At 67.6% G+C, this 26,920-nt stretch carries 25 protein-coding genes; 15 read left to right on the top strand and 10 right to left on the bottom strand.

What is annotated here, in order from left to right:
• The first annotated feature begins 330 nt into the window (after nt 1-330).
• From V4U86_RS18780 to istB, 4 genes are all read left to right on the top strand, one after another.
• Nucleotides 331-1,095 (top strand): FAD-binding protein, encoded by a 765-nt coding sequence (locus V4U86_RS18780; RefSeq protein WP_395307449.1) that lies wholly within the window; start codon nt 331-333, stop codon nt 1,093-1,095.
• Nucleotides 1,096-1,195: 100 nt separating this feature from the next.
• Nucleotides 1,196-2,113 carry an IS481 family transposase gene (locus tag V4U86_RS18775; protein WP_395307448.1) on the top strand — a complete coding sequence of 306 codons (918 nt, stop codon included), beginning with the start codon at nt 1,196-1,198 and terminating at the stop codon, nt 2,111-2,113.
• Nucleotides 2,114-2,176: 63 nt separating this feature from the next.
• Nucleotides 2,177-3,409, top strand: coding sequence for an IS21 family transposase (gene istA / locus V4U86_RS18770; protein ID WP_395311938.1), 1,233 nt, complete (start codon nt 2,177-2,179; stop codon nt 3,407-3,409).
• Between the two features lie 2 nt (nt 3,410-3,411).
• A complete protein-coding gene (gene istB / locus V4U86_RS18765) occupies nt 3,412-4,194 on the top strand; it encodes an IS21-like element helper ATPase IstB (protein ID WP_395307447.1) in 783 nt (260 codons plus the stop codon).
• A gap of 161 nt (nt 4,195-4,355) precedes the next feature.
• On the opposite strand, the gene V4U86_RS18760 is transcribed toward istB, so the two are convergent.
• The gene (locus V4U86_RS18760) at nt 4,356-6,149 is read right to left on the bottom strand and encodes a putative bifunctional diguanylate cyclase/phosphodiesterase (RefSeq protein WP_395307446.1); all 1,794 of its coding nucleotides are present in this window, start codon (nt 6,147-6,149) and stop codon (nt 4,356-4,358) included.
• A gap of 243 nt (nt 6,150-6,392) precedes the next feature.
• Nucleotides 6,393-7,052, bottom strand: a complete 660-nt coding sequence (locus V4U86_RS18755) for a hypothetical protein (RefSeq protein ID WP_395307445.1) — start codon at nt 7,050-7,052, stop codon at nt 6,393-6,395.
• Between the two features lie 507 nt (nt 7,053-7,559).
• Here V4U86_RS18755 and V4U86_RS18750 point away from each other — a divergent pair.
• On the top strand, nt 7,560-8,012 hold the full coding sequence (locus V4U86_RS18750; protein ID WP_395307444.1) for a MaoC family dehydratase: 453 nt from the start codon (nt 7,560-7,562) through the stop codon (nt 8,010-8,012).
• A gap of 67 nt (nt 8,013-8,079) precedes the next feature.
• Here V4U86_RS18750 and V4U86_RS18745 read toward each other — a convergent pair whose 3' ends face one another.
• Nucleotides 8,080-9,270, bottom strand: a complete 1,191-nt coding sequence (locus V4U86_RS18745) for an acyl-CoA dehydrogenase family protein (protein ID WP_395307443.1) — start codon at nt 9,268-9,270, stop codon at nt 8,080-8,082.
• 109 nt (nt 9,271-9,379) lie between these two features.
• Between V4U86_RS18745 and fabG the strand changes: the two genes are divergently transcribed.
• From fabG to V4U86_RS18700, 9 genes are all read left to right on the top strand, one after another.
• Nucleotides 9,380-10,120: a 3-oxoacyl-ACP reductase FabG gene (gene fabG / locus V4U86_RS18740; protein WP_395307442.1), complete on the top strand. Its 741-nt coding sequence runs from the start codon at nt 9,380-9,382 to the stop codon at nt 10,118-10,120.
• Nucleotides 10,121-11,347, top strand: coding sequence for an acetyl-CoA C-acetyltransferase (locus tag V4U86_RS18735; protein WP_395307441.1), 1,227 nt, complete (start codon nt 10,121-10,123; stop codon nt 11,345-11,347).
• On the top strand, nt 11,344-12,537 hold the full coding sequence (locus V4U86_RS18730) for an acyl-CoA dehydrogenase family protein (RefSeq protein ID WP_395307440.1): 1,194 nt from the start codon (nt 11,344-11,346) through the stop codon (nt 12,535-12,537). Before V4U86_RS18735 ends, V4U86_RS18730 begins: the two co-directional genes overlap by 4 nt.
• Nucleotides 12,521-13,204: a GntR family transcriptional regulator gene (locus tag V4U86_RS18725; protein ID WP_395307439.1), complete on the top strand. Its 684-nt coding sequence runs from the start codon at nt 12,521-12,523 to the stop codon at nt 13,202-13,204. Before V4U86_RS18730 ends, V4U86_RS18725 begins: the two co-directional genes overlap by 17 nt.
• Nucleotides 13,205-13,280: 76 nt before the next feature.
• A complete protein-coding gene (locus V4U86_RS18720; protein ID WP_395307438.1) occupies nt 13,281-14,627 on the top strand; it encodes a flavin-containing monooxygenase in 1,347 nt (448 codons plus the stop codon).
• The gene (locus tag V4U86_RS18715) at nt 14,624-15,223 is read left to right on the top strand and encodes a TetR/AcrR family transcriptional regulator (protein WP_395307437.1); all 600 of its coding nucleotides are present in this window, start codon (nt 14,624-14,626) and stop codon (nt 15,221-15,223) included. The genes V4U86_RS18720 and V4U86_RS18715 overlap by 4 nt, the downstream gene beginning before the upstream one ends.
• Nucleotides 15,220-16,107, top strand: coding sequence for an alpha/beta hydrolase (locus V4U86_RS18710; RefSeq protein WP_395307436.1), 888 nt, complete (start codon nt 15,220-15,222; stop codon nt 16,105-16,107). The genes V4U86_RS18715 and V4U86_RS18710 overlap by 4 nt, the downstream gene beginning before the upstream one ends.
• Nucleotides 16,108-16,241: 134 nt before the next feature.
• Nucleotides 16,242-17,759, top strand: coding sequence for an HNH endonuclease signature motif containing protein (locus V4U86_RS18705; RefSeq protein ID WP_395307435.1), 1,518 nt, complete (start codon nt 16,242-16,244; stop codon nt 17,757-17,759).
• A gap of 65 nt (nt 17,760-17,824) precedes the next feature.
• Nucleotides 17,825-19,012, top strand: a complete 1,188-nt coding sequence (locus V4U86_RS18700) for a CaiB/BaiF CoA transferase family protein (RefSeq protein ID WP_395307434.1) — start codon at nt 17,825-17,827, stop codon at nt 19,010-19,012.
• On the opposite strand, the gene V4U86_RS18695 is transcribed toward V4U86_RS18700, so the two are convergent.
• Genes V4U86_RS18695 through V4U86_RS18685 form a run of 3 tightly spaced genes read right to left on the bottom strand, consistent with a single transcriptional unit; the run spans nt 19,009 to nt 21,151 of the window.
• Nucleotides 19,009-19,500, bottom strand: coding sequence for a nuclear transport factor 2 family protein (locus tag V4U86_RS18695; RefSeq protein WP_395307433.1), 492 nt, complete (start codon nt 19,498-19,500; stop codon nt 19,009-19,011). The two genes, V4U86_RS18700 and V4U86_RS18695, sit on opposite strands and share 4 nt — an antisense overlap.
• Entirely contained in the window at nt 19,497-20,324 is an 828-nt protein-coding gene (locus V4U86_RS18690) for a TIGR03619 family F420-dependent LLM class oxidoreductase (protein ID WP_395307432.1), read from the bottom strand. The genes V4U86_RS18695 and V4U86_RS18690 overlap by 4 nt, the downstream gene beginning before the upstream one ends.
• Nucleotides 20,321-21,151: an SDR family NAD(P)-dependent oxidoreductase gene (locus V4U86_RS18685; protein ID WP_395307431.1), complete on the bottom strand. Its 831-nt coding sequence runs from the start codon at nt 21,149-21,151 to the stop codon at nt 20,321-20,323. The genes V4U86_RS18690 and V4U86_RS18685 overlap by 4 nt, the downstream gene beginning before the upstream one ends.
• A 66-nt stretch (nt 21,152-21,217) precedes the next feature.
• Here V4U86_RS18685 and V4U86_RS18680 point away from each other — a divergent pair, with 66 nt between their 5' ends.
• Nucleotides 21,218-21,811, top strand: a complete 594-nt coding sequence (locus V4U86_RS18680; RefSeq protein WP_395307430.1) for a TetR family transcriptional regulator — start codon at nt 21,218-21,220, stop codon at nt 21,809-21,811.
• On the opposite strand, the gene V4U86_RS18675 is transcribed toward V4U86_RS18680, so the two are convergent.
• The 4 genes from V4U86_RS18675 to V4U86_RS18660 are packed head-to-tail and all read right to left on the bottom strand — an operon-like array spanning nt 21,802 to nt 26,917.
• On the bottom strand, nt 21,802-23,262 hold the full coding sequence (locus tag V4U86_RS18675; RefSeq protein ID WP_395307429.1) for a class I adenylate-forming enzyme family protein: 1,461 nt from the start codon (nt 23,260-23,262) through the stop codon (nt 21,802-21,804). The genes V4U86_RS18680 and V4U86_RS18675 overlap by 10 nt on opposite strands.
• Nucleotides 23,255-24,706: a class I adenylate-forming enzyme family protein gene (locus tag V4U86_RS18670; RefSeq protein WP_395307428.1), complete on the bottom strand. Its 1,452-nt coding sequence runs from the start codon at nt 24,704-24,706 to the stop codon at nt 23,255-23,257. Before V4U86_RS18670 ends, V4U86_RS18675 begins: the two co-directional genes overlap by 8 nt.
• Complete coding sequence (locus V4U86_RS18665; RefSeq protein ID WP_395307427.1) at nt 24,699-26,144, bottom strand: class I adenylate-forming enzyme family protein; 1,446 nt, start codon at nt 26,142-26,144, stop codon at nt 24,699-24,701. Before V4U86_RS18665 ends, V4U86_RS18670 begins: the two co-directional genes overlap by 8 nt.
• A complete protein-coding gene (locus V4U86_RS18660; protein ID WP_395307426.1) occupies nt 26,144-26,917 on the bottom strand; it encodes an enoyl-CoA hydratase/isomerase family protein in 774 nt (257 codons plus the stop codon). Before V4U86_RS18660 ends, V4U86_RS18665 begins: the two co-directional genes overlap by 1 nt.
• Nucleotides 26,918-26,920: the final 3 nt, after the last annotated feature.

Raw genomic sequence — 26,920 nt, 5'->3', positions numbered from 1 at the left:
ATATATAAGTAGCAGTTCGGCGGCGGGTTGTGAAATCTATCGCTCCCGGGTGCGCCTGTGATGTGGTCGAGCCACGGGCGATCGGCCCGGGTGGCCACCGCGTCACCGCAGGTGGTGGCGGTTTGGGGGTGCTAGGGTGAATCACTGCCGCGATACGTGCTGGCAAATTTGCGACGTCTACGGGCGGCGGGTTGTGTGCATTCGCTGCCGCTGAGAAGGCTCGGAATCATTCGATGTGAGCGATCGAAACCAGCGCGGACAACGGTTACCCGCGTCGGCCGACATCGCGCGGGCAATGATCCAGAGCTATCAAAGGGTTGCTGACGCACTATGTGGGACGAGATGGTCGACGTGGTTGCGGTGGGTGCCGGACCGGGAGTACTGGCCTGCGCGATCGCCGCGGTCGACGCCGGGCTGGACGTGTTGGTGGCCCGGCCGGGCACGGGCACCCCGGTCGATGTCAGCGGTCCGCGCGGCTGGCTGCCGGTCCTCGACGATCCCGACAGCACGGCATACTTCGACGCCCTGGCGGAGGAGCTGCCCACCGTGACGCTCGCCGACGACGCCGCTGAGCTGCAGGTCCGGGCGCTGCACGAGGTCCGGGTGGACACCTCCCGGCGCGCTCAGGTGGAGACGTTCGTCGGCTCCCGCCTGGGGGTCTGGGCGGCGACCTGCATCGCCTCGCCGTACGGGTTGCTCTTCACCCGGGTCGACCACTGGCCGACGACCACCATGCGGACGTCGGGCGGAAAGTCGTTCGAGGTCGCCACCCTCGACGAGACCGGCCCGGCCGACCGCACGTTCACCGAGCGGCTGGACGCGCTCGTGGCGGACCGCGACATCGACGTGGTCGAGGACAGCCCGCTGCAGCGTTTCGTGTTCGAGGAGGGCGAGATCGCCGGCGTGGTCGTCGATTCCCCGGACGGGCCGTGGGCGGTGCAGGCCCGCGTCGGCATCGTGGTGACGTCGCCGAACCCGGCACCGGCCGACGAGCGGATCCTCGCCGCCGACAGCCGGATCAGCCTGGTCGGGCTGAAGGCCGGCCGGTTCGGTCGGGTGGAGGTGCTGAGCGCGACCGAGAGCCAGGACGGCTAGGTGTTGTGACCTTGGAGGTTGTTGACGGCGTGGCGGCTTGAAATGGGGAGGACCTCCTGACGGAGTGGATGTGTCTGGCATCTATCCGTAGGAGGTCCTCGTGTCTCACGTTAACGCTCGCACCAACCTGTTCGCACGTCGCTTGATCGTGGAGCGTGTCACCGCGGGCTGGCCGCCAGCTCATGTCGCTGAACAACTGGGCATTTCGCGGGCCACGGTCTATAAGTGGCTGCGCCGCCATCGAGAGGGCGGTGAGGAGGCGTTGGCCGACCGGTCCTCGCGTCCGCACCGGATGCCGACGCGCACCAGTGAACACGTCGAGCGCAAAGTGCTCAGAGCTCGGCAGCGCCGCAAGCGCGGCGCGGTCGTGCTGGCCGCCGAGCTCGGGATGCACGCCTCGACGGTAGGCCGTGTCTTGGCGCGCCATCAGGTGCCGCACTTGAGTGCGATCGACCCGATCACGGGGCAGCCGGTGCGCTCGTCGCGGCGCAGCCCCAACCGCTATGAGTACCGCACCCCAGGAGCAATGGTCCACGTCGATGTCAAAAAGTTGGGACGCATCCCCAAAGGTGGAGGGTGGCGCCTGCACGGCCGCGACGCGAAGGTGTCAGTTGCCAACCGGCACAAGAAGACCAAGATCGGCTATGACTATGTGCACACCGCGATCGATGACCGCACCAGGCTGGCATACAGCGAAGTACTGCCCGACGAGAAAGACCTCACGTGCGCAGGATTCTTGCACCGAGCGATGGTGTGGTTCGCCGGCCACGGTGTGCGGGTGCGGCGGCTGCTGACGGACAACGCTTTGGTCTACCGGCGCGGCACCAATTGGGGCTGGGTGTGCACGGCCTGGGGACTGCGACGCAGGTTCATCAAGCCCGGCTGCCCCTGGACCAACGGGAAAGCCGAGCGTTTCAACCGGACCCTGCTCAATGAATGGGCCTACGCCCGACCCTGGACCTCCAGCAGCGTCCGCAAACGAGCACTTGACCGATTCCTGCGTGTTGACGACGGTTGAAAATCCGGCCAGTCGCGACGGTTGAAAAGTAGGCCACCCAATCAGATTGGATGGGTGATCTCCTTGGAAGACTGGGCCTTGATCCGGCACCTTCACCGCAGCGAAGGGTTGTCGCAGCGGGCTATCGCACGAGAGCTGAGCATCGCGCGAGACACGGTGGCCAGCGCGTTGGCCAGTGATGGTCCGCCGAAGTACGAGCGGGCGGCAGGTCCGTCGGCGATCACCGAGGTGGAGCCGCGGCTTCGGGCGTTGTTGTCGGTTTATCCCCGGATGCCGGCGACGGTGCTCGCCGAGCGGGTCGGCTGGACCGGCTCGATCTCCTGGTTCCGGGAGCGGGTCCGGGCGATCCGTCCGGAGTATCTGCCTGCTGATCCGGTCGATCGCCTCGAGCATCCGCCGGGTCGGGTGATCCAGTGCGACCTGTGGTTCCCGGCACCGAGGATTGCGGTCGGGTTCGGTCAGGAGGCGATGCTGCCGGTGCTGGTGATGGTGGCCGCGTTCTCGCGGTTCGTCGCCGCGGTGATGCTGCCCTCGCGCCAAACCATGGACCTCGTGGCCGGGATGTGGCAGCTGCTCTCGCAGAACTTCACCACGGTGCCCCACGAGTTGTGGTGGGACAACGAAGCCGGGATCGGCCGTCGCGGCCGATTGAGCGAACCCGTGACGGCCTTGGTGGGCACGCTGGGGTCGCGACTGGTGCAGATGAAGCCTAACGACCCCGAATCCAAAGGAATGGTGGAGCGAGTCAACCGGTATCTGGAGACCTCGTTTCTGCCCGGTCGCAGCTTCAGCTCACCGCACGACTTCAATGATCAGCTCGGGCAGTGGCTTCCGCTTGCCAACAACCGACGGGTGCGGGTGTTGGATGGTCGTCCGGTCGACTTCCTCGATATCGATCGCGCGCACATGCTGGCGCTACCACCGGTGCCGCCGACCGTCGAGACGGTGACCTCGGTGCGGCTGGGACGCGACTACTACGTGCGGGTGGCCGGCAATGACTACTCCGTGGACCCCCATGCGATCGGCCAACTCGTCGAGGTGAGCACCACCCTGAGCCGTGTGACGGTGACCCGGTCAGGGCGCCTGCTGGCGGCTCACGACCGCTGCTGGGCGGCGCGACAAACCCTCACCGATCCCACCCACGTGCAGGCTGCCGCGGTGCTGCGCCACCAGTTCCAGGCCGGCCCGCCTCCGGCGGCAGGTGATCAGCTGGTGCGCGACCTGGCTGACTACGACCGGGCGTTCGGCGTCGACTTCACGACGGGCACAGTCACTTCCGATGGTGAGGTGGCATAAGCATGGCCGAGGATCCGATGAAGGCCGTCCTGCACTACGCCCAGGCTCTCAAGGCGCCGCGCATCCGCGACTCGGCTGCCCGGCTGGCCGAGCAAGCCCGCGACGCGGGCTGGACCCACGAGGAATACCTCGCCGCGGTCCTGTCACGGGAGGTCGCGGCCCGGGAAGCCTCCGGCGCGGCGACGCGTATCCGATCCGCCGGTTTCCCGACTCGCAAATCGTTGGAGGACTTCAACTTCGATCACCAGCCGGCGCTGAACCGGGACATGATCGCCCACCTGGGCACCGGCGCGTTCCTGGCCAAGGCCTCCAACGTCGTTCTCCTCGGGCCGCCCGGAACTGGCAAGACCCACCTCGCGATCGGATTAGCGGTCAAAGCTGCCCAGACCGGGCACCGCATCGCGTTCGCCACCGCGGTGGATTGGGTGGCCCGACTCAAAGCCGCCCACAACGCCGGGCGGCTCCCTGCCGAGCTGGTCAAGCTGCGGCGCATCGGTCTGCTCGTCGTCGACGAGGTCGGCTACATCCCCTTCGAGCAGGACGCGGCGAACCTGTTCTTCCAACTCGTCTCCAGCCGCTACGAGCACGCCTCACTGATCCTGACCTCGAACCTGCCCTTCGCCCGCTGGGGCGACGTGTTTGGAGACCAAGTGGTGGCCGCGGCGATGATCGACCGCATCGTGCACCACGCCGACGTCCTGACCCTCAAAGGCTCCAGCTATCGGCTCAAAGACACCGGAATCGACACCTTGCCCTCCGCCAGAGCCGACAACACGGCACAATAACCACGACCACGTGGCCTACTTTTCACCGTCGCTTCTGGCCTACTTTTCGACCGTCGTCAACACTGCGCCGATACAACACTCAACGAGGCCACTCCGCCCTCGGCGGGAAACCACCCATCACCAGACTCGCCGCCTGACAACAACGTGTCAGGTCACAACAGCTAGGCGGAGAAGTCCACCGGTATCGAGCCCCGGCGCAGCAGCGCCTCCATCTGGTCACTGGGAATCGGGCGCGAGAGCAGGAACCCCTGCGCGCGGTGGCACCCGTGCCGCAGCAGGGTGCTGGCGGCCGTCTCGGTCTCCACGCCCTCGGCCACCAGTTGGAGATCGAACGCCTCGGCCAGCGCGATGATCGCCCGCACGATGGCCAGGTCGCCCGGATCGGCACCGAGATCCCGCACGAAACTCTTGTCGATCTTGAGCGCGTCGACCGGAAGCGATTTCAGCAGGGACAGCACGCTGTACCCCGTCCCGAAGTCGTCGATCGCGACCTGCACCCCGGCCTCGTGCAGCTTGGCCAGCGTCACCCGGGTGATCTCGATGTCTTGTACGACAATGCTTTCGGTGATCTCCAGGCACACCGAGCCGGGCGGCAGGCCGAACTCGGCCACGATCGCGGCGACCGACTCCGCGAAACCGTCCGCGACGAGTTGAACCGGCGACACATTGACCCGCAGGACTGCGTCGAGCCCGACGCCGTTGGCCCGCCAGCGGGCGAACTCGCCGCAGGCCGTGCGCATCACCCAGCGTCCCAGTTCGCCTGCGAGGTTGATGGATTCGGCCACCCCGATGAACGAGTCCGGGGCGAGCAGACCGCGGGTGGGGTGCTGCCAGCGGACGAGCGCCTCGGTGGCGAGCACCTTGCCGGTCCGCATGTCCACCTCGGGCAGGTACCGCAGGAACAGCGCGCCCGTCTCGATGACGTTCTGCAGGTGCAGTTCGATGTCGTTGCGGAACTCGCTCTCCAGCGAGATCGCATCCGAGTAGATGATGACCTGATTGCCGCCGGAGTTCTTGGCGGTGAGCACGGCCTGATCGGCGTGCCGCAACAGATCCGAGGTGGTGTCCCGGCCGGGCACGCCGACCGCGACCCCGATACTGACCGTGCGGGTGACCATCTCACCGTCGATCGGCACCTTCTTCGACAGCACATGCTGGAGCCGGTGGGCGAGCTCCTCGGCCGCGTCCACACCGGTCGGCGCGGCGGGCACCACCACGAATTCGTCACCGCCAAGCCGGACGATCATGCTGGGTCCGGCGGCCTGCGCCAGCCGCTCGGCCAGCACCCGGATGAAGCGGTCTCCCGCGGAGTGGCCGAGATAGTCGTTGATCGCCTTGAGCCGGTCCAGGTCGAAGAACAGCGCGCTGACCGGGCCGGGCTGGTCGGGCCGGAGCCGGGCCTCCAGGTGTGCCATCAGCGCCCGGCGATTGTGCAATCCGGTGAGGTCGTCGTGCTCGGCCAGGAACCGCAGCCGGTCCTCGGCGTACACCCGCGCCTGAACCTGGGCGAACAAGGTGGCGATGGCGGTGAGGGCATGGAGTTCCTCGGTGCTCCAGTGCCGGTCTCCGGCCGTGACGAAGCCCAGCATCCCGGTCGTGACCTCGCCGGAGCGCAGCGGCACGCAGGCCACGGTGGTCCCGGTGTCGCCGGTTTCGGGCCCCAGCACCACCGGTTCCATCAGGTTCTCGGCCAGCGCGTACACCGGTTCGGCGTCGGCGAAGTGGATCAACGCCAGCGGATCGGGCTGGACGTCGACCGGCCGGGGTGGCCACTCGGCGATCAGCCGGGTCGCGTGAATGGTGTGGTCATGGTGGCGTAGGAAGCTGGAATCGACGCCGAAATAGGTCACCAGTTCGGCCAGAACGTGCTGGCTGACGCCGGTTGCGGTGGCGGCGTCGACGGCGATCAGACGTGTGGCGACCGCGGTGACGACGAGTTCGAGGCTGCGGGGCACCTAGACCTCTCTGTGTGACGCACCTGGTCCGGTGCCGAACGCGAAGCACGGCCCCGGAAATACGCAGTGTCGGGCGCGTCGCAGAATCCGCTTCGGCCCCTGCTGCCGGCGGGTTCCGGGCAGCCTGCGGAGAGTCTATTGCAGACACCGGCGCGCATGGTGACATCCGCCGGTCGTGGCGCACCTGTTCGTCGGCGGGTCTGTTCGGGGCTGTCGGGGGTTTGGCGGTGGGCCGGCCGCCGATCAGACCCCGAGCTGGACGGCGCCGCCGAATCCGCCGATGTCCTCGAGCAGGGGCAGCAACACGCGGGACTCCGCGCGGGTGGCGATAATCTGTTGTGGGTCCGCGGTTCTGGTGAACTCGGCCTGATCCCACCACATCATCTTGGTCTCGTAGCGCTCGTCGGGGTACGGCGTGGCCGGGATCCGGGAGGCGACCACACCGCCGGAGGACCGCCATCGATCCAGCACGTGCGCCGCGGCGGTGGCCATGGCGAACTTCGCACCGAGAATGAAGGTGGCGTGCAGCGGCATACGCGCCAGAACGGACGTCAGAGCGCGGCTGTGTGGGTGTCCGGCGTCGGACCACGCGGTCTTGATCTCCACCACGCCGAACGGCAGCCGGTCATCGATCATCTTGCGTACCAGGGGAAGTGCGTCCTGTCCGGCCCACTCGACCACTGCGTGGCTCTCCTCGGCTTCGCGGTACGGTCCCTGGGCGCGGACGCCACCCACCACCCGGCCGGCGTCGTCGATCGCGGCGAGGAACAACGACGTCGCGACGGGGTCGACGAGTGTGCTCGGCTCGATGGCGCGCTCCACCCCGTGTTTGCGGTAACTGCGCAGTGCGCCGTCGATGAAGTCGTCCCACAGTTCCGGTTCGGCGGTGGGGGTCGACAGCACGAGCGTGCAATCCGTTTCGCGATCCCACCACTGTGCGGATGCATTGTCAGAGAGTCCGCGAAACGCGGTTTCGGCGACAGACACGCTCATTCCCGGACCCACCGATCAGTTGCCGGAACGCGACCTTAACAGGGTACGTTCCAGGGAGGCTATTTTCGAATAGTGCAGTTAAGTATCGCTATATCTAGGTGAGATACCAGCGGTAATTTATTGCCGATGCTGACAATTCGTTGCTGATCGAGCGTAGGTGTGGATTTGGCAACGGTGGTATTTAGCTGTAGATAGTGGTTATCTGGTAAGAAATTAGCTAACTCGTTAGATTTGGCAAATATGATTTGCCCGTCGCGAAGTTTTCTATATCAATCGCGTATCTGACCGTTTTGTTGGCATTCACTGCCACATCGGTGTGGTTTCGGTTCGGTGTAGTCGGGACCCGGTGTCCGGCCCGTTCGCAATACCGACTATGCATGAACCTGAAAAGTCGACGGCGCGGCCGGAGGAGGAACAGTGCAGGTTTTCAAGAATCTTGACGAATTGGTGGGCGCCCAGGGTGCCGAACTGGGGCCGACGGAATGGTTGGAGATCGGCCAGGATCGGGTCAATAAGTTTGCCGATGCAACAGAAGACCACCAGTGGATCCACATCGACCCCGAGCGCGCGGCCGAGGGTCCGTTCGGCGGGACCATCGCGCACGGACTGCTGACCCTGTCGCTGCTGCCGCACTTCAGCCACCAGCTCTACCGGGTGGAGGGCATCTCGCTGGCGGTCAACTACGGCTACAACAAGGTCCGGTTCATCACGCCGGTGAAGGTGGGTGCCCGGGTGCGGGCCCGCGGTGTGGTCAACGACGTCACCAAGCTCGACGGCGCCGCCCAGTCCACGGTCACCATCACCGTCGAGATCGAGGGTTCGGAAAAGCCTGCGGCAGTTGCGGAGTCGATCATCCGCTACATCGCCTGACATATCGGGCACGTGCAGCACGAAGGCCTCGGGTTACCCCGAGGCCTTCGGCGTTTCACGGCTGCTGTCAGGACGAGGCTTTGGCCTTGCGCTGAGCCGCCTTCACCAGCCCGCCGCCGATGATGAGCCGCTGAATCTCGCTGGTGCCCTCGTAGAGACGCAGCAACCGCACCTCGCGGTAGATCCGCTCGACCGCCACCTCGCGCATGTAACCGCTGCCCCCGTGGATCTGCACGGCGAGATCGGCGACCTTGCCCGCCATCTCGGTGCAGAACAGTTTCGCCGAGGACGGCGCGATACGCCGGTCCTCCTCGGTGACCCACAGTCGCGCAGCCTCTCGGACCAAGGCGCGACCGGCCATCACCCCGGTCTGCTGATCGGCGATCATGGCCTGCACCAGCTGGAAGTCGCCGATCGGCGTGCCGCCCTGGGTGGCCGTGGCGGCGTAGGCGACCGACTCGTCGAGGGCGCGCTGTGCGGCACCCACCGCAAGGGCGGCGATGTGCACCCGGCCACGGGCCAGCGAGGTCATTGCCGCCCGGTAGCCGACATCCTCGCTGCCGCCGACCAGCGCGTCGGCGCCGACGCGGACGTCGTCGAAGCTGACGTCGGCGGTCCACGCGCCCTCCTGGCCCATCTTGGCGTCCTTGGCGCCGATGGTGACCCCGGGGGAGTCGGCGGGAACGAGGAATACCGCGATTCCGGCGCCGTCGGCATCGGCCGGGCGGGTGCGGGCGAAGGTCACGAACAGATCGGCGTTGGGGGCGTTGGTGATGAAACGCTTCTGGCCGGTGATCACCCAACCGTCACCGTCATTGATGGCCTTGGTCCGCAGACCCGCCGGATTCGATCCGGCACCGGGCTCGGTCAGCGCGAACGAGGCGACCACCGCGCCGGAGGCGATGCCCTCCAGCCAGCGGGATTTCTGCTCGTCGGTCCCGAACCCGACGAGCACCTGTCCGGCGATGCCGTTGTTGGTGCCGAACATCGAGCGCAGCGCCAGGCTGGTGTAGCCGAACTCCATGGCCAACTCGACATCCTGGGCCAGGTTGAGGCCCAGCCCGCCCCACTCCTGCGGAATCGCGTACCCGAACAGGCCCATCTCCTTGGTCTGCTCGCGGATGTCGTCGGGCACCCGGTCGGCGGCCATGATCTCCAGCTCGCGCGGGACCACCTGAGTGCGGACGAACTGCCGGGTGGCGGCGAGGATGTCGGCGAAGTCTTCGTCGGACACGGCGGCGGTCGGATTGGCGGCCATCAGCGGCAACTCCTGAGATCGGTGCGATGAACGGAGGGGCGATTTGATACCAGAAATATCATATTTTATGTTTGGAACAATCTGAGCTCCAGGAAAGGGATGGACTGCCATGGCTCTGCTTGACGGTCGCACCGCGGTGATCACCGGGGGTGCGCAGGGGATCGGGTTCGCGATCGCCGAACGGTTCGTTGCCGAGGGCGCCCGCGTGGTGCTCGGAGACCTGAACCCGGAGGTGACCGAGGCTGCGGTCGCGGCGCTGGGCGGACCGAGCGTCGCCAAGGCGGTGACCTGCAACGTGGTCGAGTCCGCCGAAGTGGAGGCGCTCGTCGGGGCGGCCGTCGACACCTTCGGCAGCCTGGACATCATGGTCAACAACGCCGGCATCACCCGCGATGCGACCATGCGCAAGATGACCGAAGAGCAGTTCGACCAGGTCATCGCCGTGCACCTGAAGGGCTCCTGGAACGGCACCCGGCTGGCCGCCGCCATCATGCGCGAGGCCAAAAGCGGTGCCATCGTGAACATCTCCTCGATCTCCGGCAAGGTCGGGCTGGTCGGCCAGACCAACTACTCGGCCGCCAAGGCCGGCATCGTCGGCCTGACCAAGGCCGCGGCCAAGGAGGTCGCCCATCTGGGCGTGCGGGTCAACGCGATCCAGCCCGGCCTGATCCGCTCGGCCATGACCGAGGCCATGCCACAACGGATCTGGGACCAGAAACTGGCCGAGATCCCGATGGGCCGGGCGGCCGAACCCAGCGAGGTCGCCTCGGTGGCACTGTTCCTGGCCTCGGACCTGTCCTCGTACATGACGGGCACCGTGCTCGAAGTGACCGGCGGGCGGCACATCTAGATGGCCGAGTTCACCCAGGAAGCGGTCATCTGCGAACCGGTTCGCACCCCGATCGGACGCTACGGTGGCATGTTTGCGTCCCTGACCGCGGTCGACCTCGGTGTCGCGGCACTGCAGGGCCTGCTGGCGCGCACCGGCGTACCGGCCGACGCGATCGAGGACGTGATCCTCGGGCACTGCTATCCCTCCAGCGAGGCGCCGGCCATCGGCCGCGTGGTGGCACTGGACGCCGGTCTGCCGATCACGGTGCCGGGCATGCAGATCGACCGCCGCTGCGGATCGGGTCTACAGGCCGTCATCCAGGCCTGCCTGCAGGTGTCCAGCGGCAACAACGAACTGGTCGTCGCCGGCGGCGCCGAATCGATGAGCAACGTGGCCTTCCACTCCACCGATATGCGCTGGGGCGGATCCCGCAATGGGGTGCAGATCCACGACGGTCTGGCCCGCGGCCGGGTCACCGCCGGCGGCAAGAATTACCCGGTGCCCGGCGGCATGCTGGAGACCGCGGAGAACCTGCGCCGCCAGTACGACATCTCCCGTGCCGAACAGGATGAACTGGCGGTGCGCTCGCACCGGAAAGCGATCGCCGCACAGACCAGCGGAGTGCTGGCCGAGGAGATCATCCCGGTGACCGTTCCGGGGCGTAAAGGCGACACCGTCATCGACACCGACGAGCACCCGCGCGCGGACACCTCGGTGGAGGCGCTGTCCAAGCTGCGGCCGGTTCTCGCCAAGTCCGATCCCGATGCCACCGTCACCGCAGGCAATTCCAGCGGCCAGAACGACGCGGCCTCCATGTGCATCGTCACCACCGCGAAACGTGCCGCCGAACTCAACCTCAAACCCCTTGTCCGGCTTGCCGCCTGGGGACTGGCCGGAGTAGCACCCAACATCATGGGCATCGGCCCGGTGCCGGCCACCGAGCGGGCGTTGGCCAAAGCCGGCCTCACCCTTTCCCAGATCGACGTCATCGAACTCAACGAAGCGTTCGCTGCCCAGGCGCTGGCGTGCATGCGCGAATGGCGGTTCACCGACGCCGATCTGGAGCGCACCAACGTGCGCGGGTCGGGCATCTCGCTCGGGCACCCCGTCAGCGCGACCGGCGGGCGGATGCTTGCCACCCTGGCCCGCGAACTCGAGCTGCGCGACGCTCGGTACGGGCTGGAGACCATGTGTATCGGTGGCGGCCAGGGCCTGGCCGCCGTATTCGAACGGATTTCTGCATGACCAAACTTGCCCAGACCCCCGGCCTGACCGACGTCCAGGCCGAGATCGTCGCCACCGTGCGCCAGTTCGTGGACAAGGAGATCATCCCGAACGCCCAGGAGCTGGAGCATTCGGATACCTACCCGCAGCAGATCGTCGACCAGATGCGCGAGATGGGTCTGTTCGGGTTGATGATCCCCGAGGAGTACGGCGGCCTCGGCGAATCACTGCTCACCTACGCGCTGTGCGTCGAGGAACTGGCGCGCGGCTGGATGAGTGTCTCGGGTGTGATCAACACCCACTTCATCGTCGCGTACATGATCCGGCAGCACGGCACCGATGAACAGAAGCAGCATTACCTGCCGCGGATGGCGACGGGGGAGTTGCGCGGCGCCTTCTCGATGTCCGAGCCGGAGCTGGGCTCCGATGTCGCCGCGATCCGCACCAAGGGTGTGCGCGATGGCGACGGCAACTACACCATCACCGGCCAGAAGATGTGGCTGACCAACGGTGGCAGCTCGACGTTGGTGGCCGCGTTGGTGAAAACCGATGAGGGAGCGGACAAGGCGCACCGCAACCTGACCGCGTTCCTGATCGAGAAGCCCGCCGGGTTCGGTGAGGTGCTACCGGGGCTGACCATTCCGGGCAAGCTGGACAAGCTGGGCTACAAGGGCATCGACACCACCGAGATGATCTTCGACGGTTACCGGGCCCAGGCCGGCGATGTGCTCGGCGGAGTGCCGGGCAAGGGCTTCTTCCAGATGATGGACGGTGTCGAGGTCGGTCGGGTGAACGTCTCGGCACGGGCCTGTGGGGTCGCGCTGCGGGCGTTCGAGTTGGCCATTCGCTATGCGCAGCAACGCGAGACGTTCGGCAAGCCGATCGCCGGACACCAGGCGATCGCCTTCCAGCTCGCCGAGATGGCGACCAAGGTCGAGGCCGCACACCTGATGATGGTCAACGCGGCGCGACTGAAGGACTCCGGCGATCGCAATGACGTGGCTTCCGGTATGGCGAAATACCTTGCCAGCGAGTACTGCGCGGAGGTCACCCAGCAGAGCTTCCGGATCCACGGCGGTTACGGCTACTCCAAGGAGTACGAGATCGAGCGCCTCATGCGGGATTCCCCGTTCCTGCTCATCGGTGAGGGCACCAGCGAGATCCAGAAGACGATCATCAGCAAGAATCTGCTCGATGAGTATCGGATCTGATCCGGACTTCGCGGCTCGCCCGCAACTGTCCGACGACGTCGCCCGGGTGGTGCGGCGCCGGATCTTCGACGGCACCTACCGCGCCGGGGAGTATCTGCGGCTGGATCAGCTGGCCGCGGATCTCGGGATCAGCGTCACCCCGGTGCGGGAGGCGCTGCTGAACCTGCGGGCCGAGGGTCTGCTGGTGCAGCACCCCCGTCGCGGGTTCATGGTGCTGGAGTTCACCGCGCGCGACCTCGCCGACGTCGCCCAGGTACAGGCCTACGTCGGCGGGGAACTCGCGGCACGGGCGGCCGAGAACATCAGCGCCGAACAGCTTTCCGAGCTCAAGAAGATCCAGGACCAGCTGGAGCGGGCGTACGGGGAGTCCGATCCGGAGCGCACGGTGCGGCTCAACCACGAATACCACCGGCTGATCAACGTCGCCGCCGCCTCGCCCAAGCTGACCCAGTTCATGTCCGGGATCACCCGATACCAGCCCGAATCGGTGTTCCCGACGCTGCCGGGCTGGCCGACGCAGTCCATCAAGGACCACCGCCGGGTGATCGCGGCGTTCGAGAACCGCGATCCCGATGAGGCCCGGACGGCGATGGCCGAGCACTTCACCATCGGGGTGGACCCGTTGTGCGAGCACCTGACCGAGCTGGGGGTCATCGCGCCTATTTGACGTGTGTCAGAACTTGTTGACGTGCGTCAGTGCGTCTGGGTAGTGTTCCGCATCACAGCGACCCCGAGGAGTGACTGTGGTGCGAAGCCAGCCGCGGACGGCGATCATCGGTGCCGGGATCAGCGGGCTGACCGCGGGCAAGATGCTCAAGGACTACCGGATTCCCTATACGACCTTCGAGATGTCCGACCGGATCGGCGGCAACTGGGCGTTCGGCAATCCCAACGGGCTCAGCAGCGCCTATCGCTCGCTGCACATCGACACCTCCAAACACCGGTTGTCCTTCAAGGACTTTCCGATGCCCGCTCACTACCCCTCGTTCCCGCACCACAGCGACGTCAAGGCCTATCTGGACTCCTACGCCGATGCGTTCGGTCTGCTGGAGAACATCGAATTCAACAACGGTGTGCGCCACGCCCGTCCGCGTCCCGGCGGAGGCTGGCTGATCGAGGATCAGGCCGGGACGACGCGCGAATTCGACCTGCTGGTGGTCGGCAACGGGCATCACTGGGATGCACGGTGGGCCGAGTTCCCCGGCGAGTTCAGCGGTGAGTCGATTCACTCGCACAACTACATCGACCCGCAGACACCGTTGGCGCTGACCGGCAAACGGATCCTGGTTGTCGGGATCGGGAACAGCGCCGCCGACATCACCGTCGAACTCTCGTCGAAGACCCTGCAGAACAAGGTGACGCTGTCGACCCGGTCGAGCGCCTGGATCGTGCCGAAATACCTTGCCGGACAGCCCGGGGACAAGATCTTCAAGACCACGCCCTACCTGCCGCTGTCCTGGCAGCGCAAGGCGGCACAGGCCTTCGCCCCGCTGGTGGGTGCCGACCCGACCAAGTACGGTCTGCCGCCGGCCAATCACAAACTGTTCGAGGCGCATCCGACCCAGTCGGTGGAGCTGCCACTGCGGCTCGGTTCCGGTGACGTGATCCCGAAGCCGAATGTGTCGAGGCTCGACGGGGACACCGTGCACTTCGACGACGGCACCTCGGACGAGTTCGACGTGATCATCTACGCCACCGGATACAACATCACCTTCCCGTTCTTCGATCCCGATCTGATCAGCGCCCCGGAGAACCAGATCCGGTTGTACAAGCGGATGTTCAAGCCGGGATTCGAGGACCTGGTGTTCATCGGTTTCGCGCAGGCCATCCCGACGCTGTTCCCGTTCGTGGAATGCCAGTCCCGGCTGCTGGCGGCCTACGCAGCAGGCAGGTACGCGCTGCCCTCCGTGGACGAGATGGAGCGCGTCATCGACGCCGACCAACAGCTGCATGCCGGGCACTGCACCAACCGGGCCCGGCACACCCAGCAGGTCGACTACTTCTACTACGAACACGACATCCGCACCAAGGAGATCCCGGCCGGGATCAAGCGTGCCGCCGCGGCCCGCCCGGAACTCGCGCCGGTATGAGGTCGCCGACCGACCGCAGGCCGGCGCTGCGCAGCGACGAGCGCCGCGAGGCGATCCTGGACGCGCTGGACTCCTGGTTGCAGGAATCCAGCCTCGACGCCGTGAACGTCGCCGAGATCACCGCGCAGGCCGGCGTCACGCGATCGGCCTTCTACTTCTATTTCGAGAACAAGGCGGCCGCGGTCGCCGCGCTGATCGAACGCCTGGTCGCCGAGATCTTCGTGGTCAGCGACAAATTCACCACCGGCAGTGGGGCGCCAAGGGAGCGGGTGTACGCGATGCTGGAAGGTCTGTTCGACAGTGCGGACCGGTACCGGCACGTGTTCAGCGCCATGCTGGAGGCGCGCGGATCCAGTGCCACCATCCGCGAGATCTGGGATGACGGGCGGGATGCCTTCAAACCGTCGGTGACCGAACTGATCCGCGCTGAACGGGCGGAGGCATCGCCCGATCCAGAGGTGCTGGCGGCGGTACTGCTGGAATTCAACGACCGGATGGTGGAGCGGTTCCTCTTCGGCGGATCGCTGACGCGGGATCAGTTGATCGACGGAGCGGCCGCCATATGGCTGAGCACAATTTACGGAGATGGCCGATGACGCACCAAGAGTTGTCCTTCCAGTCACACGGAACACGCTGTAGCGGATGGTATTTCCGCGCCGACGGCGACCACGCCCGGCCGGTCGTGGTGATGGCGCACGGCTTCGGCGGCACGAAGGATTCCGGGTTGGCGCCGTTCGCCGAACGGTTCGCCGAGGCTGGTCTCGACGTGCTGGCCTTCGACTACCGCGGTTTCGGGGCCTCGGACGGCGAACCGCGCCAGACGATCTCGCTGGAACGGCAGCTGGCCGACTACAACAGCGCGGCCGACACCGCGTTGGCGCTGCCGAACGCCGACCGGGTGGTGCTGTGGGGTGCATCGATGTCGGGCGGCAACGTGTTGAGAGTGGCGGCCGGGCGGGCGGACATCGCCGCGGTGATCGCGTTGACCCCGATGACCAGCGGGTTGGCGGCCGGCCGGTCTTCGCTGGCCTCCAGCGGGGTCCTGACCGCCGCGCGCTGGACCGCCATCGGTTTGCGGAGCAAGGCGGCGGTGGCCCGCGGCGGCACCGCCACCCTGATGCCCATCGTCGGACGCCCGGGGGAGCCCGGCGCGCTGACTCTGTCGGGCGCGTACGAAAGCTATACCGCCATGGCGGGTCCGACCTGGCGTAATGAGATCGATGCCGGGGTGGGGATGGAGTTGGGTCGGATGAGCACGAAGGCCGCGGCGCGCAGCCTGCGGTGCCCGGTGCTCGTGCAGATCGGCGATTTCGACCGGTATGTGCCGGCCGGGGCGGTGGCCAAGACCGCCGAGTTGGCCCGCGCCCAGGTGCACCGGTACGCGTGCGATCACTTCGACGTGTGGCCGGGCAACGAGTGGTTCGACAAAACCGTCACCGATCAGGTGACGTTCCTGCGCCGGGTGTTGCAGCTGGGTTGAGATCGTGGGTGCGAAAGTGCCTACCTCGCAGCGACATTCGCGCGACTTCTTGTCTCAGAAATTTCTTTGACCCCTTTTGTCTCTGGTGTCACATTCTGCCGTTTTCTGTCGGTGGTCGAACGTATGTTCTAGCCATGAAGATCGATGTGGTGGCGAGCCGGGAGACGGTGCAGCACGCCCTCTCCGATCACGCCGCGTCGGTCAAGGCTTTGTTGGATGCCGATTTCACGGTGTTCGACACCGCGGAGTTGTTGGCCATCCAGTCCGAACGCGAACTGCGCGCCCGCGCCGAGGCGGTGATCGACCACCGCATCCAGGCCGCGCTGATGGACCGGGCCACCCCGCACGAGATCGGCGGGAAATCCTGGATCGATGTGCTGGCCACCCGGATGCGGATCAGCCGCGCCGAGGCTGCCCGCCGCGTCCGCGACGCTAAGGTGCTCGGGCCGCGGCACGCGATGAACGGCGACGTGCTCGCCCCGGTGTTGCCGGCATGCGCGACCGCGCTGGCCGAGGGCAGCATCGCCGGCGAGCACATCGCGGTCGTGCGCGCGACATTAAAGTCCGCGTCGGGGCGGATGAGTGGTAGCGACCTCGCCGATTTGGAGGCCAGCCTGGTCGCCGCGGCCAAGACCACCAGCCCGGAAACGTTGAAAGAAGCCGCCACCCGGGTGCTCTACAAACTCAACCAAGACGGCGACGGCCCCGATATGGCCCGGCACCGGCGCGGGATCACCCTCGGCGCGCAGGACGCCGACGGGATGGTCCGCATCACCGGCTGGGTGGATGCGGAGTTGGCCGCCTATCTCGGTACCGCACTGGAGGTGTGGGGCCGGCCCGGGATCAACAACCCCGACGATCCCGAACCCAAGCTCAACCCGGACCCCAACCCACTCGACGACGAGGCCCAACCGGCACCAGAGTGTGGCCCGGTGGACGGTGACGGCGAAGCAGAACCCGCGGACACCCCCGGCGGCGGCGAAGACCCGCGCCCCGCCGATTTCGGTGCCCTGGCCGATCTGGCCACCGGCGATACCCGCACCCGCGCCCAGCGCCACCACGACGCCCTCAAAGCAATCCTGCGTGATGCCCTGATGGCCAAAAACCTCGGCCAACACAACGGCATCCCGGTCACCGTGGTCGTCTCCACCACGCTGGCGGAGTTGGAAGCCGGGGCCGGGATCGCGGTCACCGGCACCGGCACCCTCATGCCCATGCCCGACCTCATCCGCCTCGCCGAACAGGCCTACCACTACCTGGTGGTCTACCGACAACACACCGCCGAACCCCTCTACCTCGGCCGCACCCGACGCCTGGCCAGCAAGGCCCAACGCCTACTGCTCTACAACCGCGACCGCGGCTGCACCCGCCCCGGCTGCACCCAAGCCGCGTGTCACTGCCAGGCCCACCACGCCCAGCCCAGCTGGAACAACGGCGGGCGCACCGACGCCCCCACCCTCGCGTTGGGCTGCGGACCCGACAACCGCCTCGCCGAAATGGGCTGGACCACCCGCATCGACCCCGACACCGGCCGCACCCACTGGTACCCACCCCCACTCATGGACACCGGCCAAGACACCCTCAACCACCACTTCCACCCCGAAGAACTCCTCGGCCCGGACCGCGACGCGGGTGACGAGGTCGACCCGTGACCGGGGCGCCATCCCGCCATACTGTAATACTTACAGTGGAATATTCGACGGCGATGGGTGCAGGCATGCCAGGCGTTCTCGACGGGATACGGGTGCTCGATTACGGGCGGTTCATCGCCGCGCCGTGGTGCAGCGCCATCCTGGCCGATATGGGTGCCGACGTGCTGCGGGTGGAGAAGCGCGAGGGCGGGGAGGACCGCTGGGTGCAGGCCGTCACCGACGGCGGCGAGGGCGGGACCTTTCTGCAGTGCAACCGCAACAAGCGATCCCTGACGCTGGATTCCACCACTGCCGAGGGCGCCGAGATCACCCGCAGACTGGTGGCGGGCGCCGATATCGTCATCGCCAACATGCCGGCGGCCGGGATGCGGGCCAGCGGCCTGGACTACGACACGCTCAAGGCCGTCAAGCCGGACATCATCCTGGCCAGCGCGACCGCCTACGGGGAGGGCGGCCCCTACAGCGAGAAGATCGGTTTCGACGGCGCCGGGCAGGTGATGTCGGGCGCGGTGTACCGGCAGGGCCTGCCGGACCAGCCGATCCGGACCGTGGTGCCCTACGCCGATTTCGGGACCGCGCTCACCCTCGCCATCGGCGTCATGATGGCGCTGTATCACCGTGACCGCACCGGTGAGGGCCAGCACGTGGAGGGAGCACTGCTGCCCACCGCGCTGATGCTGTCCAACGCCTTCCTCATCGAACGCGAACTGCTGCAGACCGACAAGCCGCGGATGGGCAACCAGGGCGCCTCGGTGGCACCGTGCGATCTGTACCGCACCGCCGACGACCAGTGGGTGCTGCTGCAGGTCGCCGGACAGCCCATGTTCAAGCGCTGGTGCCGCCTCGTCGGCCGCGAAGAACTGTTCGACGATCCACGGTTCGCCGATGACGACACCCGCTGGGCGAATGGTGACATCCTCAACGACATCATGTCGCAGTGGTGCGCCGACAAAACCAGGGCACACGTTCTCGAACTGTTGGACAAGGCGAAAATGCCCGCCGCCCCGCTGCATTCGACCCAAGATGTGCTCGACGATCCGCACGTCGCGGCGATGGGTTACCTGCAGCGGGTCCCGTTTCCCGGCGCCCCGCGCGATGTACCGATCATCGAGACACCGTTCCGGATGTCCGCCACCCCGGGCACCATCCGCCGCCGCGCGCCGTTGCTCGGTGAGCACACCGTCGAGGTGCTCGGCGAGATCGGCTACAGCGCAGCGCAGATCGAGGAACTGCGGGCCGCCGGCATCGTCTAGTCCAGCGGCGCCGCGGTCAGCAGTGCGCGGGCTTCCAGGTTGCCGTCCAGTGCACGCGTCACCCGGCGGGTGATCTGCCAGCGGCCGTCGACCCGGCGCAGCGTGAAATGATTCGCGCCGGCACGCGCCACCGTCCAGCGTTCCTCGCGCCGCCGGATCAACAGCGATTCGCACACCGCGTAGGCGTCGTCGCCCTGCACGTTCACCTGGGCGGGCCCCAGGAAATGCGCTGCGCCACCGGCAATCAGGCTCTGGTGGGCATCGGAGGCCACCATGGAGTGCACCTCGGCGCGGTTGCGCATGTTCCAGCCCTCGACCTGGTAACTGCCGTCCTCGCTCCACAACGCGGCGACTTCGTCGGGGGAGCCGGCGTCGACCAGCGGGCCGTAGGAGGCGATCAGTTGTGTGATGGCCACCCGGTCGGAGAGTTCGTGCACCCGTTGTTCGAGAGCGTGGAGACGGGCCTGGATGGCGGTGTGGTCGGTCATAGCGGATGTCCGATCTCGTGTAGGGCACTGAGCTGATCGAGGTAGTGATCGCGATTATCGGCGCGCAGGACGCAGGTGGCCAGGGTGGCGCCGGCATCGCGCAGCCGCTCCAGTTGGCCGCGGGTCCCGGCCGCGTCACCGAGCGGATCGCATGCCCGGCCGGTGGAGAGGACCACGTCGAACCCGGTAGGAGCCGGGTACCGCGCCAGGTACCCGGCGATCGTCTCGGGGGAGAGGCCGAACGGCATCCACCCGTCGCCCAGTTCGACGGCGCGGCGCAGCGAGCGTAGGGTGCGCCCGCCCACCCAGGCGGTGAGATCGGTTGTGGTGGCGTGCGGTTGAATCGCCAGCCCGTCGACGACGGGCCGGCCCCAGGCGGACCTCAACCGGCGCAGGGCGGCGTCCGCCTCGGCGCCGCGGTCGGCCCATTCGGCGCCCAGCAGCTCGAACTCCTCGCGCAGCGATCCGACCCCCACGCCCAGAATGGTCCGTCCGCCGCTGAGGCGGTCCAGCGTCCCGTACCGCTTGGCCAGCGCGACGGGGTGGTGGTAACCCAGCACCAGCACCGAGGTGGTCAACCGGATGCGCCGGGTGTGCGCGGCCAGAAACGACAAGGTGGCCAGCGGATCCCAGTACACCGAGCCGCGGGTGTCGGCGGCCGCGGCCGGGATCCCGACGTGTTCGGAGCAGGTCAGGTGGTGAAATCCGAGGGAGTCCGCCGCCGCGGCGATCACCGCCAGGTCCGCCGGACCGGCGTCGGCCTCCCAGGGGGAGGCGATGCCCGGTTGCTGAATGACCACCGGGGTGGACAGTCCCAGCCTCACCGGTCGGCCCCGCCGATCAAGCGGCGCATCACCTCGTCGGTGCGCAGGATGGTCGCGGCACGGTCCGGATTGCCATGGGCCAACGCCACGTTCGCATGCTTGGCGACCACGTGCACCGGCCCCCTGCCGAGCGCGGCCAGCCCTTCGGCGGCAACCTCCGCGGGTTCGGAGACCGCAATCCCGGGCACGTCGAAGTTCAGGCCGACGCGCTCCATGGCCGGCGTCCGGGTCACCCCGAGCACAAGTTCGAGCACATCGACGTCGTGATCGCGCAGCTCCAGCCAGAGGCTTTCGGCGAAGACCCGCCCGAAGGCCTTGACCCCGCCGTAGACGGTGTGCCGGTTGGAACCGAGGTAACCCGCCACGGAGCCGACCAGCAGGATGCCACCGCGGCGTCGGCGCCGCATCGCGGCCCCGAAATGGTGCACCAGGGCCAGCGGAGTGGTGACGTTCAGATCGATGACCCGGCCGAAGGCGGCCAGATCACCGTCCAGGAACTGGGCACTGTGGGTGTTGGCTCCCGCGTTGTGGATGAGCAGGCCCACCTCGACATCGGACACCGCGTCGGCGACCGAGCCGACCGAGGACGGGTCGGACAGATCGGTGCTCAGCGTGCGGACCTGCACGCCGAAATCGCGGCAACGCCGGGCGGTCTCAATCAGCGGCCCGGCCTTGCGCGCCACCAGCAGCAGGTGCATCCCCGCGGCGGCCAATTGCCGCGCGAACGCCGCGCCGACGCCTTCGGAGCCGCCGGTGATCACCGCCCACGGCCCGTACCTGGTGGTGTCGAAAACGGGGGCGCCCGGCCCGGAACCTTCGTAGGTCATGGTTCTGTTGTAGCATCCTTTTCAGTAATTTATAGAATTCATTCTAGTTTTCTGGAGGGCTGGTCCATGCCGCGCATCGGTACGCCCCGCGAGCCGGGGCAGGCATCGACGCCCCGACAGCTGGCCCGTAATGCCGCGATCCTGCGCGCGGCGCGGCGGCTGGGACAGTTGCACGGTCTGGAACGGGTCCAGATGTCCGACGTCGCCGCGGACGCGGGCGTCGCGTTGGGGACGCTGTATCGGTACTACCCGTCCAAACACCATCTGTTCGCCGCGGCGCTGGCCTCGTCCATCGCGGACCTGCCCGCACCCGCCGGCGCCCCGGCGGACCCGGCGGCAGCCGTCCGCGACTTCCTGGGTGCCGCGGCGGCAGACCTGCTGGCCGAGCCGCAGCTGGCGCGGGCGATGCTGGTGTCGGTCAACGTCGTCAGGTCCGGCACCGATACACCCGCCGATCCGGTGATGCCACAGCGCATTCTGGCGATCGCCGGGATCGAGGAACCCTCCGAGGAGGACCTCCGCCTGGTCCGCCTGGTGGAACAGTGCATGTACGGCATCCTGACCTGGGCGACCGCCGGACAGCTGGAGTCCACCGCCGCCGTCGCCGACGTCCGCTACGCCTGCGAACTGCTGCTGGCGCCCTGGCAGGATCAGGGCTGAGCCGCGAATATCTCCCGCAAGGCGTTGTTGTCGACCTTGCCGGTCGCGCCGCGCGGGATAGCATCCTCGTCGTCGAGTAGCAACCACCGGCTCGGCACCTTGAACGGGCTCAGTAGGGTACGGGCGGCGGCCCGCAGCTCGTCGGTGTCCAGGGTGCCGACCACCGCCGCCGCGACCCGATTGTGCTGTCCATCAGGGACATTGATGACGAACGCGGAGCGCACCCCGGGTATGGTGCGCAGTGCGCGCTCCACCTCACCGGGATAGACGCATGCGCCGCTCACCTTGAACATGTCGTCGGAGCGGCCGCGGTAGAACAGAAACCCGTCCTCGTCCAGATATCCGAGATCACCGGTGGGGTAGAAACCGTCGGGCGTGAAGACCTCTTCCCGACTGCGCCGGCAGATCCCGCGCAGGATGTGCCGACCGCGAATCTGGATCTGACCGAGCTGCCCGGCCGGCAGCGGGCGGCCGCTCTCGACGTCGACGATGCGTACGTCGTTGCCGGGGAACGGTTTTCCGCAGCTCCCGCGCGCGGATTCCGGCAGATCCCGGTCGGCGGGATACCCGCTGTAGGGGCCGAACGATTCGGTCATGCCCAACAGGGCGGCGCGGGCTCCCGGAGCCGACCGCAGGCCAGGAGGCAGCAGCGCCTCCAGGCTGCCGACCTGGAGGTCGGGCAAGGACTGTTCGCCCAGATGCCGGGCCAGCGCGACGGCCTGATCCGGCCATCCGCGGAACAGGGTGACGCGTTCGCGGCGCAGCAGTTCCAGTGTCGACCGCGGTGACGGGATCGGTTCGGTCACCAGTGTCGCGCCGGCGAGCAGGGCGGTGAGAATCCCGGTCCCGAAGCCGCCCACCCAGAAGAACGGCAGCGGCAGATACAGCCGGGTGTCCTCGGTGACGCGGCGTACGGACAATCCGGAACGTGTCGCCGCCAGCGCATTGCCATGGGAATGCAGCACACCCTTGGGGGCACCGCTGCTTCCGGAGGTGAACATGATGACCAGCGGATCGGCGGGCCGGACCGGCGGCGCAGTGGCGCTTCCGCGCAAGGCCAGGATCTCGGACGGGGTCCAGATCCGCTGCAGCGAAGGCACCGGGTCCGGGACGTAGCGGCGGCCGCGGAACTCCTCGACCGCGATCAGGTGCTGAACCGATGCGGTGCGTAACTGCGCGGTGAGTTCGGGTGTGGTGAGCAGCGTGCTCAACGGAACCAGCACTGCCCCGATCCGGGTGGCGGCCAGTGCAATGCGCACCCAGTCGGCACAGTTCGGCATGATCAGACCGAGCCGGGTGCCCTTGCCTATCCCGGCATCGAGCAGGCCGGACGCCAATTCCGCGGTGCTGCTGTCCAGTTCGGCATAGCTGATCCGGGTATCCGGGTCGATCGCCATCGGCCGGTGGACACCGGAGCGGGCGCGCAGCAGCGCATCGATCGTGTCAGTCATCGAAAAGCCTTGCCAGTGCGGGCATATCGACCTTGCCGCTGGACAGCACCGGGAGCTCGTCCGGCCGGCAGACCGCGAACCGGCGGGGCACCTTGTAGGCCGACAGATCGGTGTGCAGTGCACGCTGCAGCGCACCGGTGTCCACCGGCTCGTCGCTGACGATCACGGCGGCCACGATCTGGCCGCGCTCATTGTCGGGCAGTCCGGTCACGTGCGCGGTGAAACCCTGTGCGGCGATGGCCTGCACCACTTCGGCCGGGGTGACGTTGGCGCCGGCGGTCTTGATCATCGAACCGGCCCGCGCCAGATAATAGAAGTAGCCGTCCTCGTCCACCCGCACCAGATCTCCGGTGTGGAACCAGCCGTCGGCGTCGAAACAATCCTCCCGGGCGCGACCCTGATACCCCAGCATGACGTACGGGCCGCGGATGCAGAGCTCCCCGGTGTCGAGCACCTTGGTCTCGAAACCCGGTGCGGGACGGCCGAAACTGCCCCGCCGGTGCTCCGGCTGGTCGGTTTCGTCCCCGTCGATCAGCAGCACGCTGCCGGCCTCGGTCATGCCCAGCATGTTGTGCCGCAACTCCGGGTCGGCGGGCCGGGCATCGGGGGCCATGATCGGGTACAGGTTGCCGCGCTGCGCCGTGAACCGGCGGTCGGCGAAGCTGGGGTGCCGGGTCAGGTGCGCGATACCCGCGACGAAACCATTGGTGATGGTGGGCCGCACCGTGTCCAGCAGGTCCAGCGTCGCACCGGCATCGGTGGCGTTCGAGCAGACCATGGTGGATCCGGCCGCCAGGGTGGCGAGCAGTCCGAACGCGAACCCGCCGATCCAGAAGAACGGTGAATTGCAGAACAGCACGTCCGACGGTCCGAGCCCGCGGATCCGGTTCAGGTTGCGCTGGTGGCCGATCAGTCCGGCGTGGGTGTGCACCGCACCCTTGGGTGGGCCGGTGGAACCGGAGGTGTAGATGATCGCCAGCACATCGCAACCGTCCACATCGGCTTCGATGGCATGCAGGGCATCGCTGACGCCGGCGGCCGGGGGATCGAAGAGCACGTGGCGCAGGCACGGAATGTCGGCGGTGTCCGACAGCCGGGCCCGGTAGTCGTGGGTGCGGTACGACCCGGCGGACAACAGGATCGACACATCGCCGTCGATCAGCTGGGTACGCAGCTCGGCGCCGGTGGCGAAGGTGGAGAACGGCACCACCACCGCACCGATCCGCGCGGCGGCCAGCATCGCCACCACGAACTCCGGTCCGTTCGGGTAGAGCAGCCCGATATGGGTGCCCTTGCCGGCGCCCAGCCCGAGCAACCCGGCGGCCAGCTCACCGGAACGGACGTCCGCCTCGGCGTAGGACAGTGTCTGATCATCACAGATCAGCAGCGGGTGCCCGCCCCGGTCAGCACGGGCGGTCAGCAGGGTGCCGACGGTGTCAGACACGGCTCGCGAAATGTTCGCGGACCGCGCCGAGATCGGCCTTCCCGGACGGTGTCCGCGGAATCGCGTCCACGATCGCCAGGTCGGTGGGGATCTCGTAGCGCGCCAGCCGACCGGCCAGATAGTCGACCAGCTCGTCGGCAGTGGCCGAGGCGCCTGGACGCAACTCCACCATGGCCACCGGTGTTTCGCCGAGACGCTCGTCGGCCCGGCCGATCACCGCGGCGCCCCGCACCGCGGCGTGGCTCTCCAGCGCGGTCCGGACGTCGTCGGGCATCACCTTGAACCCGCCGCGGATGATGGCCTGATCGGCGCGGCCCAGGATCCACACGAACCCGTCGGCGTCGATACGGGCCAGATCGGTGGTGCGGATCCACCCCGAGCCCGGATCCATCTGCGCCGGTTTGACTTCCAGCAACCCCTTCTCGTCGGGGCCGAGCACGGTGCCGTCCTCGGCCACCACCCGCAGTTGGGCACCCGGATTGGCCCGCCCCACACTGCCGCGCTTGGACCGCCAGTACTGCTGGTGATCGGCCAGCGTCCAGGACGCCACGCCGCCGCCGAACTCGGTGGCGGCGTAGGACGTCAGCACCGGGATGCCGAACTTCTCGGTGAAGGCGTCGGCGTCGTCGGCCGACAGCGGGGCGGTACCGGAGGTGACCGCCCGCACGCCCGCGAGGTCATCGCGGGTCAGATCGGAATGCAACACCATCCGCAGCGCGGCGGGCACCAGCGAGACCGCCCGCGGCTTGTGCTCGCGCACCGCATCCGACCACCGTTGCAGATCGAATTTGGGCAGCAGCACGAACGGCCGCGCCTCGGCCAGGCACAGCAGCACCCGGAACACGCCGCCCACGTGCACCAGCGGGGAGTTCACGATGGCCACGCCGCGACGCAGTTCGGTGGGTTCCTGCCACGGTTCGCGACCCAGGACGCTGCGGGCCAGCATGTCGTAGGTCAGGTCCACCCGCTTCGGCGGACCGGTGGTGCCGCTGGTGAGCATCCAGACCGCGACGCCGGGACGGGCGGCCGTGTCGGTGCCGGTATCCCCGACGACGGTCGGGGCGGTGTCCAGGTCGGCGATGGTGACCGCGGTCCCGGTGAATGCCGGGGGTAGCAGCGTGGCGAGATCGTCGGCCAGTCCGACGATGACCGGCAGTGCCAGGTCGGCGATATCGGCGCGGGTGCGGTCGTCCCCGCGGGACGGGTTGATGACCACCACGGTGCCACCGGCCTCCAGCACCCCGAGCAGCGCCGCCACGTGCGGCGGGCTGTTGCGCAGCATGATGCCGACCCGGGCCCCCGCGGTGAGCGCACCGATGCGACGGGCCAGCGTCGCGAGGTGGCCCCACGTCGACCACTGGCCGTCGAACTGCACCGCGGGCGCCGACGGGTCGAGGTCCAGCACGGTGCCGATGCGACGGGAAAGCGGATGTGTCATCAGCGAATCCGGTGCGGTGTCTTGGGAACCGGCCGGGCCGCGAGCTCCTTCTTGGCGATCGGATTGCCCACCCGGGTGTAGATGAGCCCCTGATCCATCGCCGCGCGGTACGGCTTGTCCAGGGATTCCCACACCGCCTTGACGGTGCCCTGGGTGGCCGTAGGCGGTTTGTTGGCGATCGTCGCGGCGATGTCGTGCGCGCGGGTCCACAGATCCTCGCGGCCCACCACCTCGGTGACCAGGCCGATCTGCAGGGCCGTCTCGGCACCGACCCGTTCGTCGTTGCCCATCAACGCCATCCGCAGGGTGTGCGCCAGGCCCACCCGGCGCATCAGTCCGATCGGTTCCAGTGCGGACACCAGACCCGAGGTGACGTGGGAGTCGAAGAAGGTGGCCTCCGGTGAGCAGATCACCACATCGGACTCGTTGACGAAGTACAGCGCGCCGGCGGTGCACATACCCTGCACCGCGCACACCACCGGCTTCCACATCTTCTGCCACTTGGGGCTGAGCAGCTCACCGGGATCCTCGTGGTTCCACACGATCTCGGGTTGGCCGTAGCTGGACTTGATATCCAGGCCCGCACTGAAGGCCCGGTCACCAGCGGCACGCAGCACCACCGCGTTGATGCCCTCGTCGTCCTTGATGAGGTGCCAGGCGTCGCGCATCTCGTGGCACATCTGCCGGTTGAAGGTGTTCAGCGCGTCCGGGCGGTTCAGCGTGACCGTCGCCACCCGGGCGTCGTGGTCGAGGTCGAGCAGGATGGTGTCCATGGC

The sequence above is a fragment of the Mycobacterium sp. AMU20-3851 genome (assembly GCF_043974665.1).
GTDB lineage: Bacteria > Actinomycetota > Actinomycetes > Mycobacteriales > Mycobacteriaceae > Mycobacterium.
This window is presented reverse-complemented; position numbering and strand designations above follow the sequence as displayed.

Excerpts from the sequence above, each read along its gene's own strand:
- V4U86_RS18780 (WP_395307449.1), top strand. The coding sequence starts at position 331 with ATGTGGGACGAGATGGTCGACGTGGTTGCGGTGGGTGCCGGACCGGGA.
- istB (WP_395307447.1), top strand. The coding sequence starts at position 3,412 with ATGGCCGAGGATCCGATGAAGGCCGTCCTGCACTACGCCCAGGCTCTC.
- V4U86_RS18745 (WP_395307443.1), bottom strand. The coding sequence starts at position 9,270 with ATGGCCGCCAATCCGACCGCCGCCGTGTCCGACGAAGACTTCGCCGAC.
- fabG (WP_395307442.1), top strand. The coding sequence starts at position 9,380 with ATGGCTCTGCTTGACGGTCGCACCGCGGTGATCACCGGGGGTGCGCAG.
- V4U86_RS18735 (WP_395307441.1), top strand. The coding sequence starts at position 10,121 with ATGGCCGAGTTCACCCAGGAAGCGGTCATCTGCGAACCGGTTCGCACC.
- V4U86_RS18730 (WP_395307440.1), top strand. The coding sequence starts at position 11,344 with ATGACCAAACTTGCCCAGACCCCCGGCCTGACCGACGTCCAGGCCGAG.
- V4U86_RS18725 (WP_395307439.1), top strand. The coding sequence starts at position 12,521 with ATGAGTATCGGATCTGATCCGGACTTCGCGGCTCGCCCGCAACTGTCC.
- V4U86_RS18715 (WP_395307437.1), top strand. The coding sequence starts at position 14,624 with ATGAGGTCGCCGACCGACCGCAGGCCGGCGCTGCGCAGCGACGAGCGC.
- V4U86_RS18710 (WP_395307436.1), top strand. The coding sequence starts at position 15,220 with ATGACGCACCAAGAGTTGTCCTTCCAGTCACACGGAACACGCTGTAGC.
- V4U86_RS18705 (WP_395307435.1), top strand. The coding sequence starts at position 16,242 with ATGAAGATCGATGTGGTGGCGAGCCGGGAGACGGTGCAGCACGCCCTC.
- V4U86_RS18700 (WP_395307434.1), top strand. The coding sequence starts at position 17,825 with ATGCCAGGCGTTCTCGACGGGATACGGGTGCTCGATTACGGGCGGTTC.
- V4U86_RS18695 (WP_395307433.1), bottom strand. The coding sequence starts at position 19,500 with ATGACCGACCACACCGCCATCCAGGCCCGTCTCCACGCTCTCGAACAA.
- V4U86_RS18685 (WP_395307431.1), bottom strand. The coding sequence starts at position 21,151 with ATGACCTACGAAGGTTCCGGGCCGGGCGCCCCCGTTTTCGACACCACC.
- V4U86_RS18680 (WP_395307430.1), top strand. The coding sequence starts at position 21,218 with ATGCCGCGCATCGGTACGCCCCGCGAGCCGGGGCAGGCATCGACGCCC.
- V4U86_RS18675 (WP_395307429.1), bottom strand. The coding sequence starts at position 23,262 with ATGACTGACACGATCGATGCGCTGCTGCGCGCCCGCTCCGGTGTCCAC.
- V4U86_RS18665 (WP_395307427.1), bottom strand. The coding sequence starts at position 26,144 with ATGACACATCCGCTTTCCCGTCGCATCGGCACCGTGCTGGACCTCGAC.
- V4U86_RS18660 (WP_395307426.1), bottom strand. The coding sequence starts at position 26,917 with ATGGACACCATCCTGCTCGACCTCGACCACGACGCCCGGGTGGCGACG.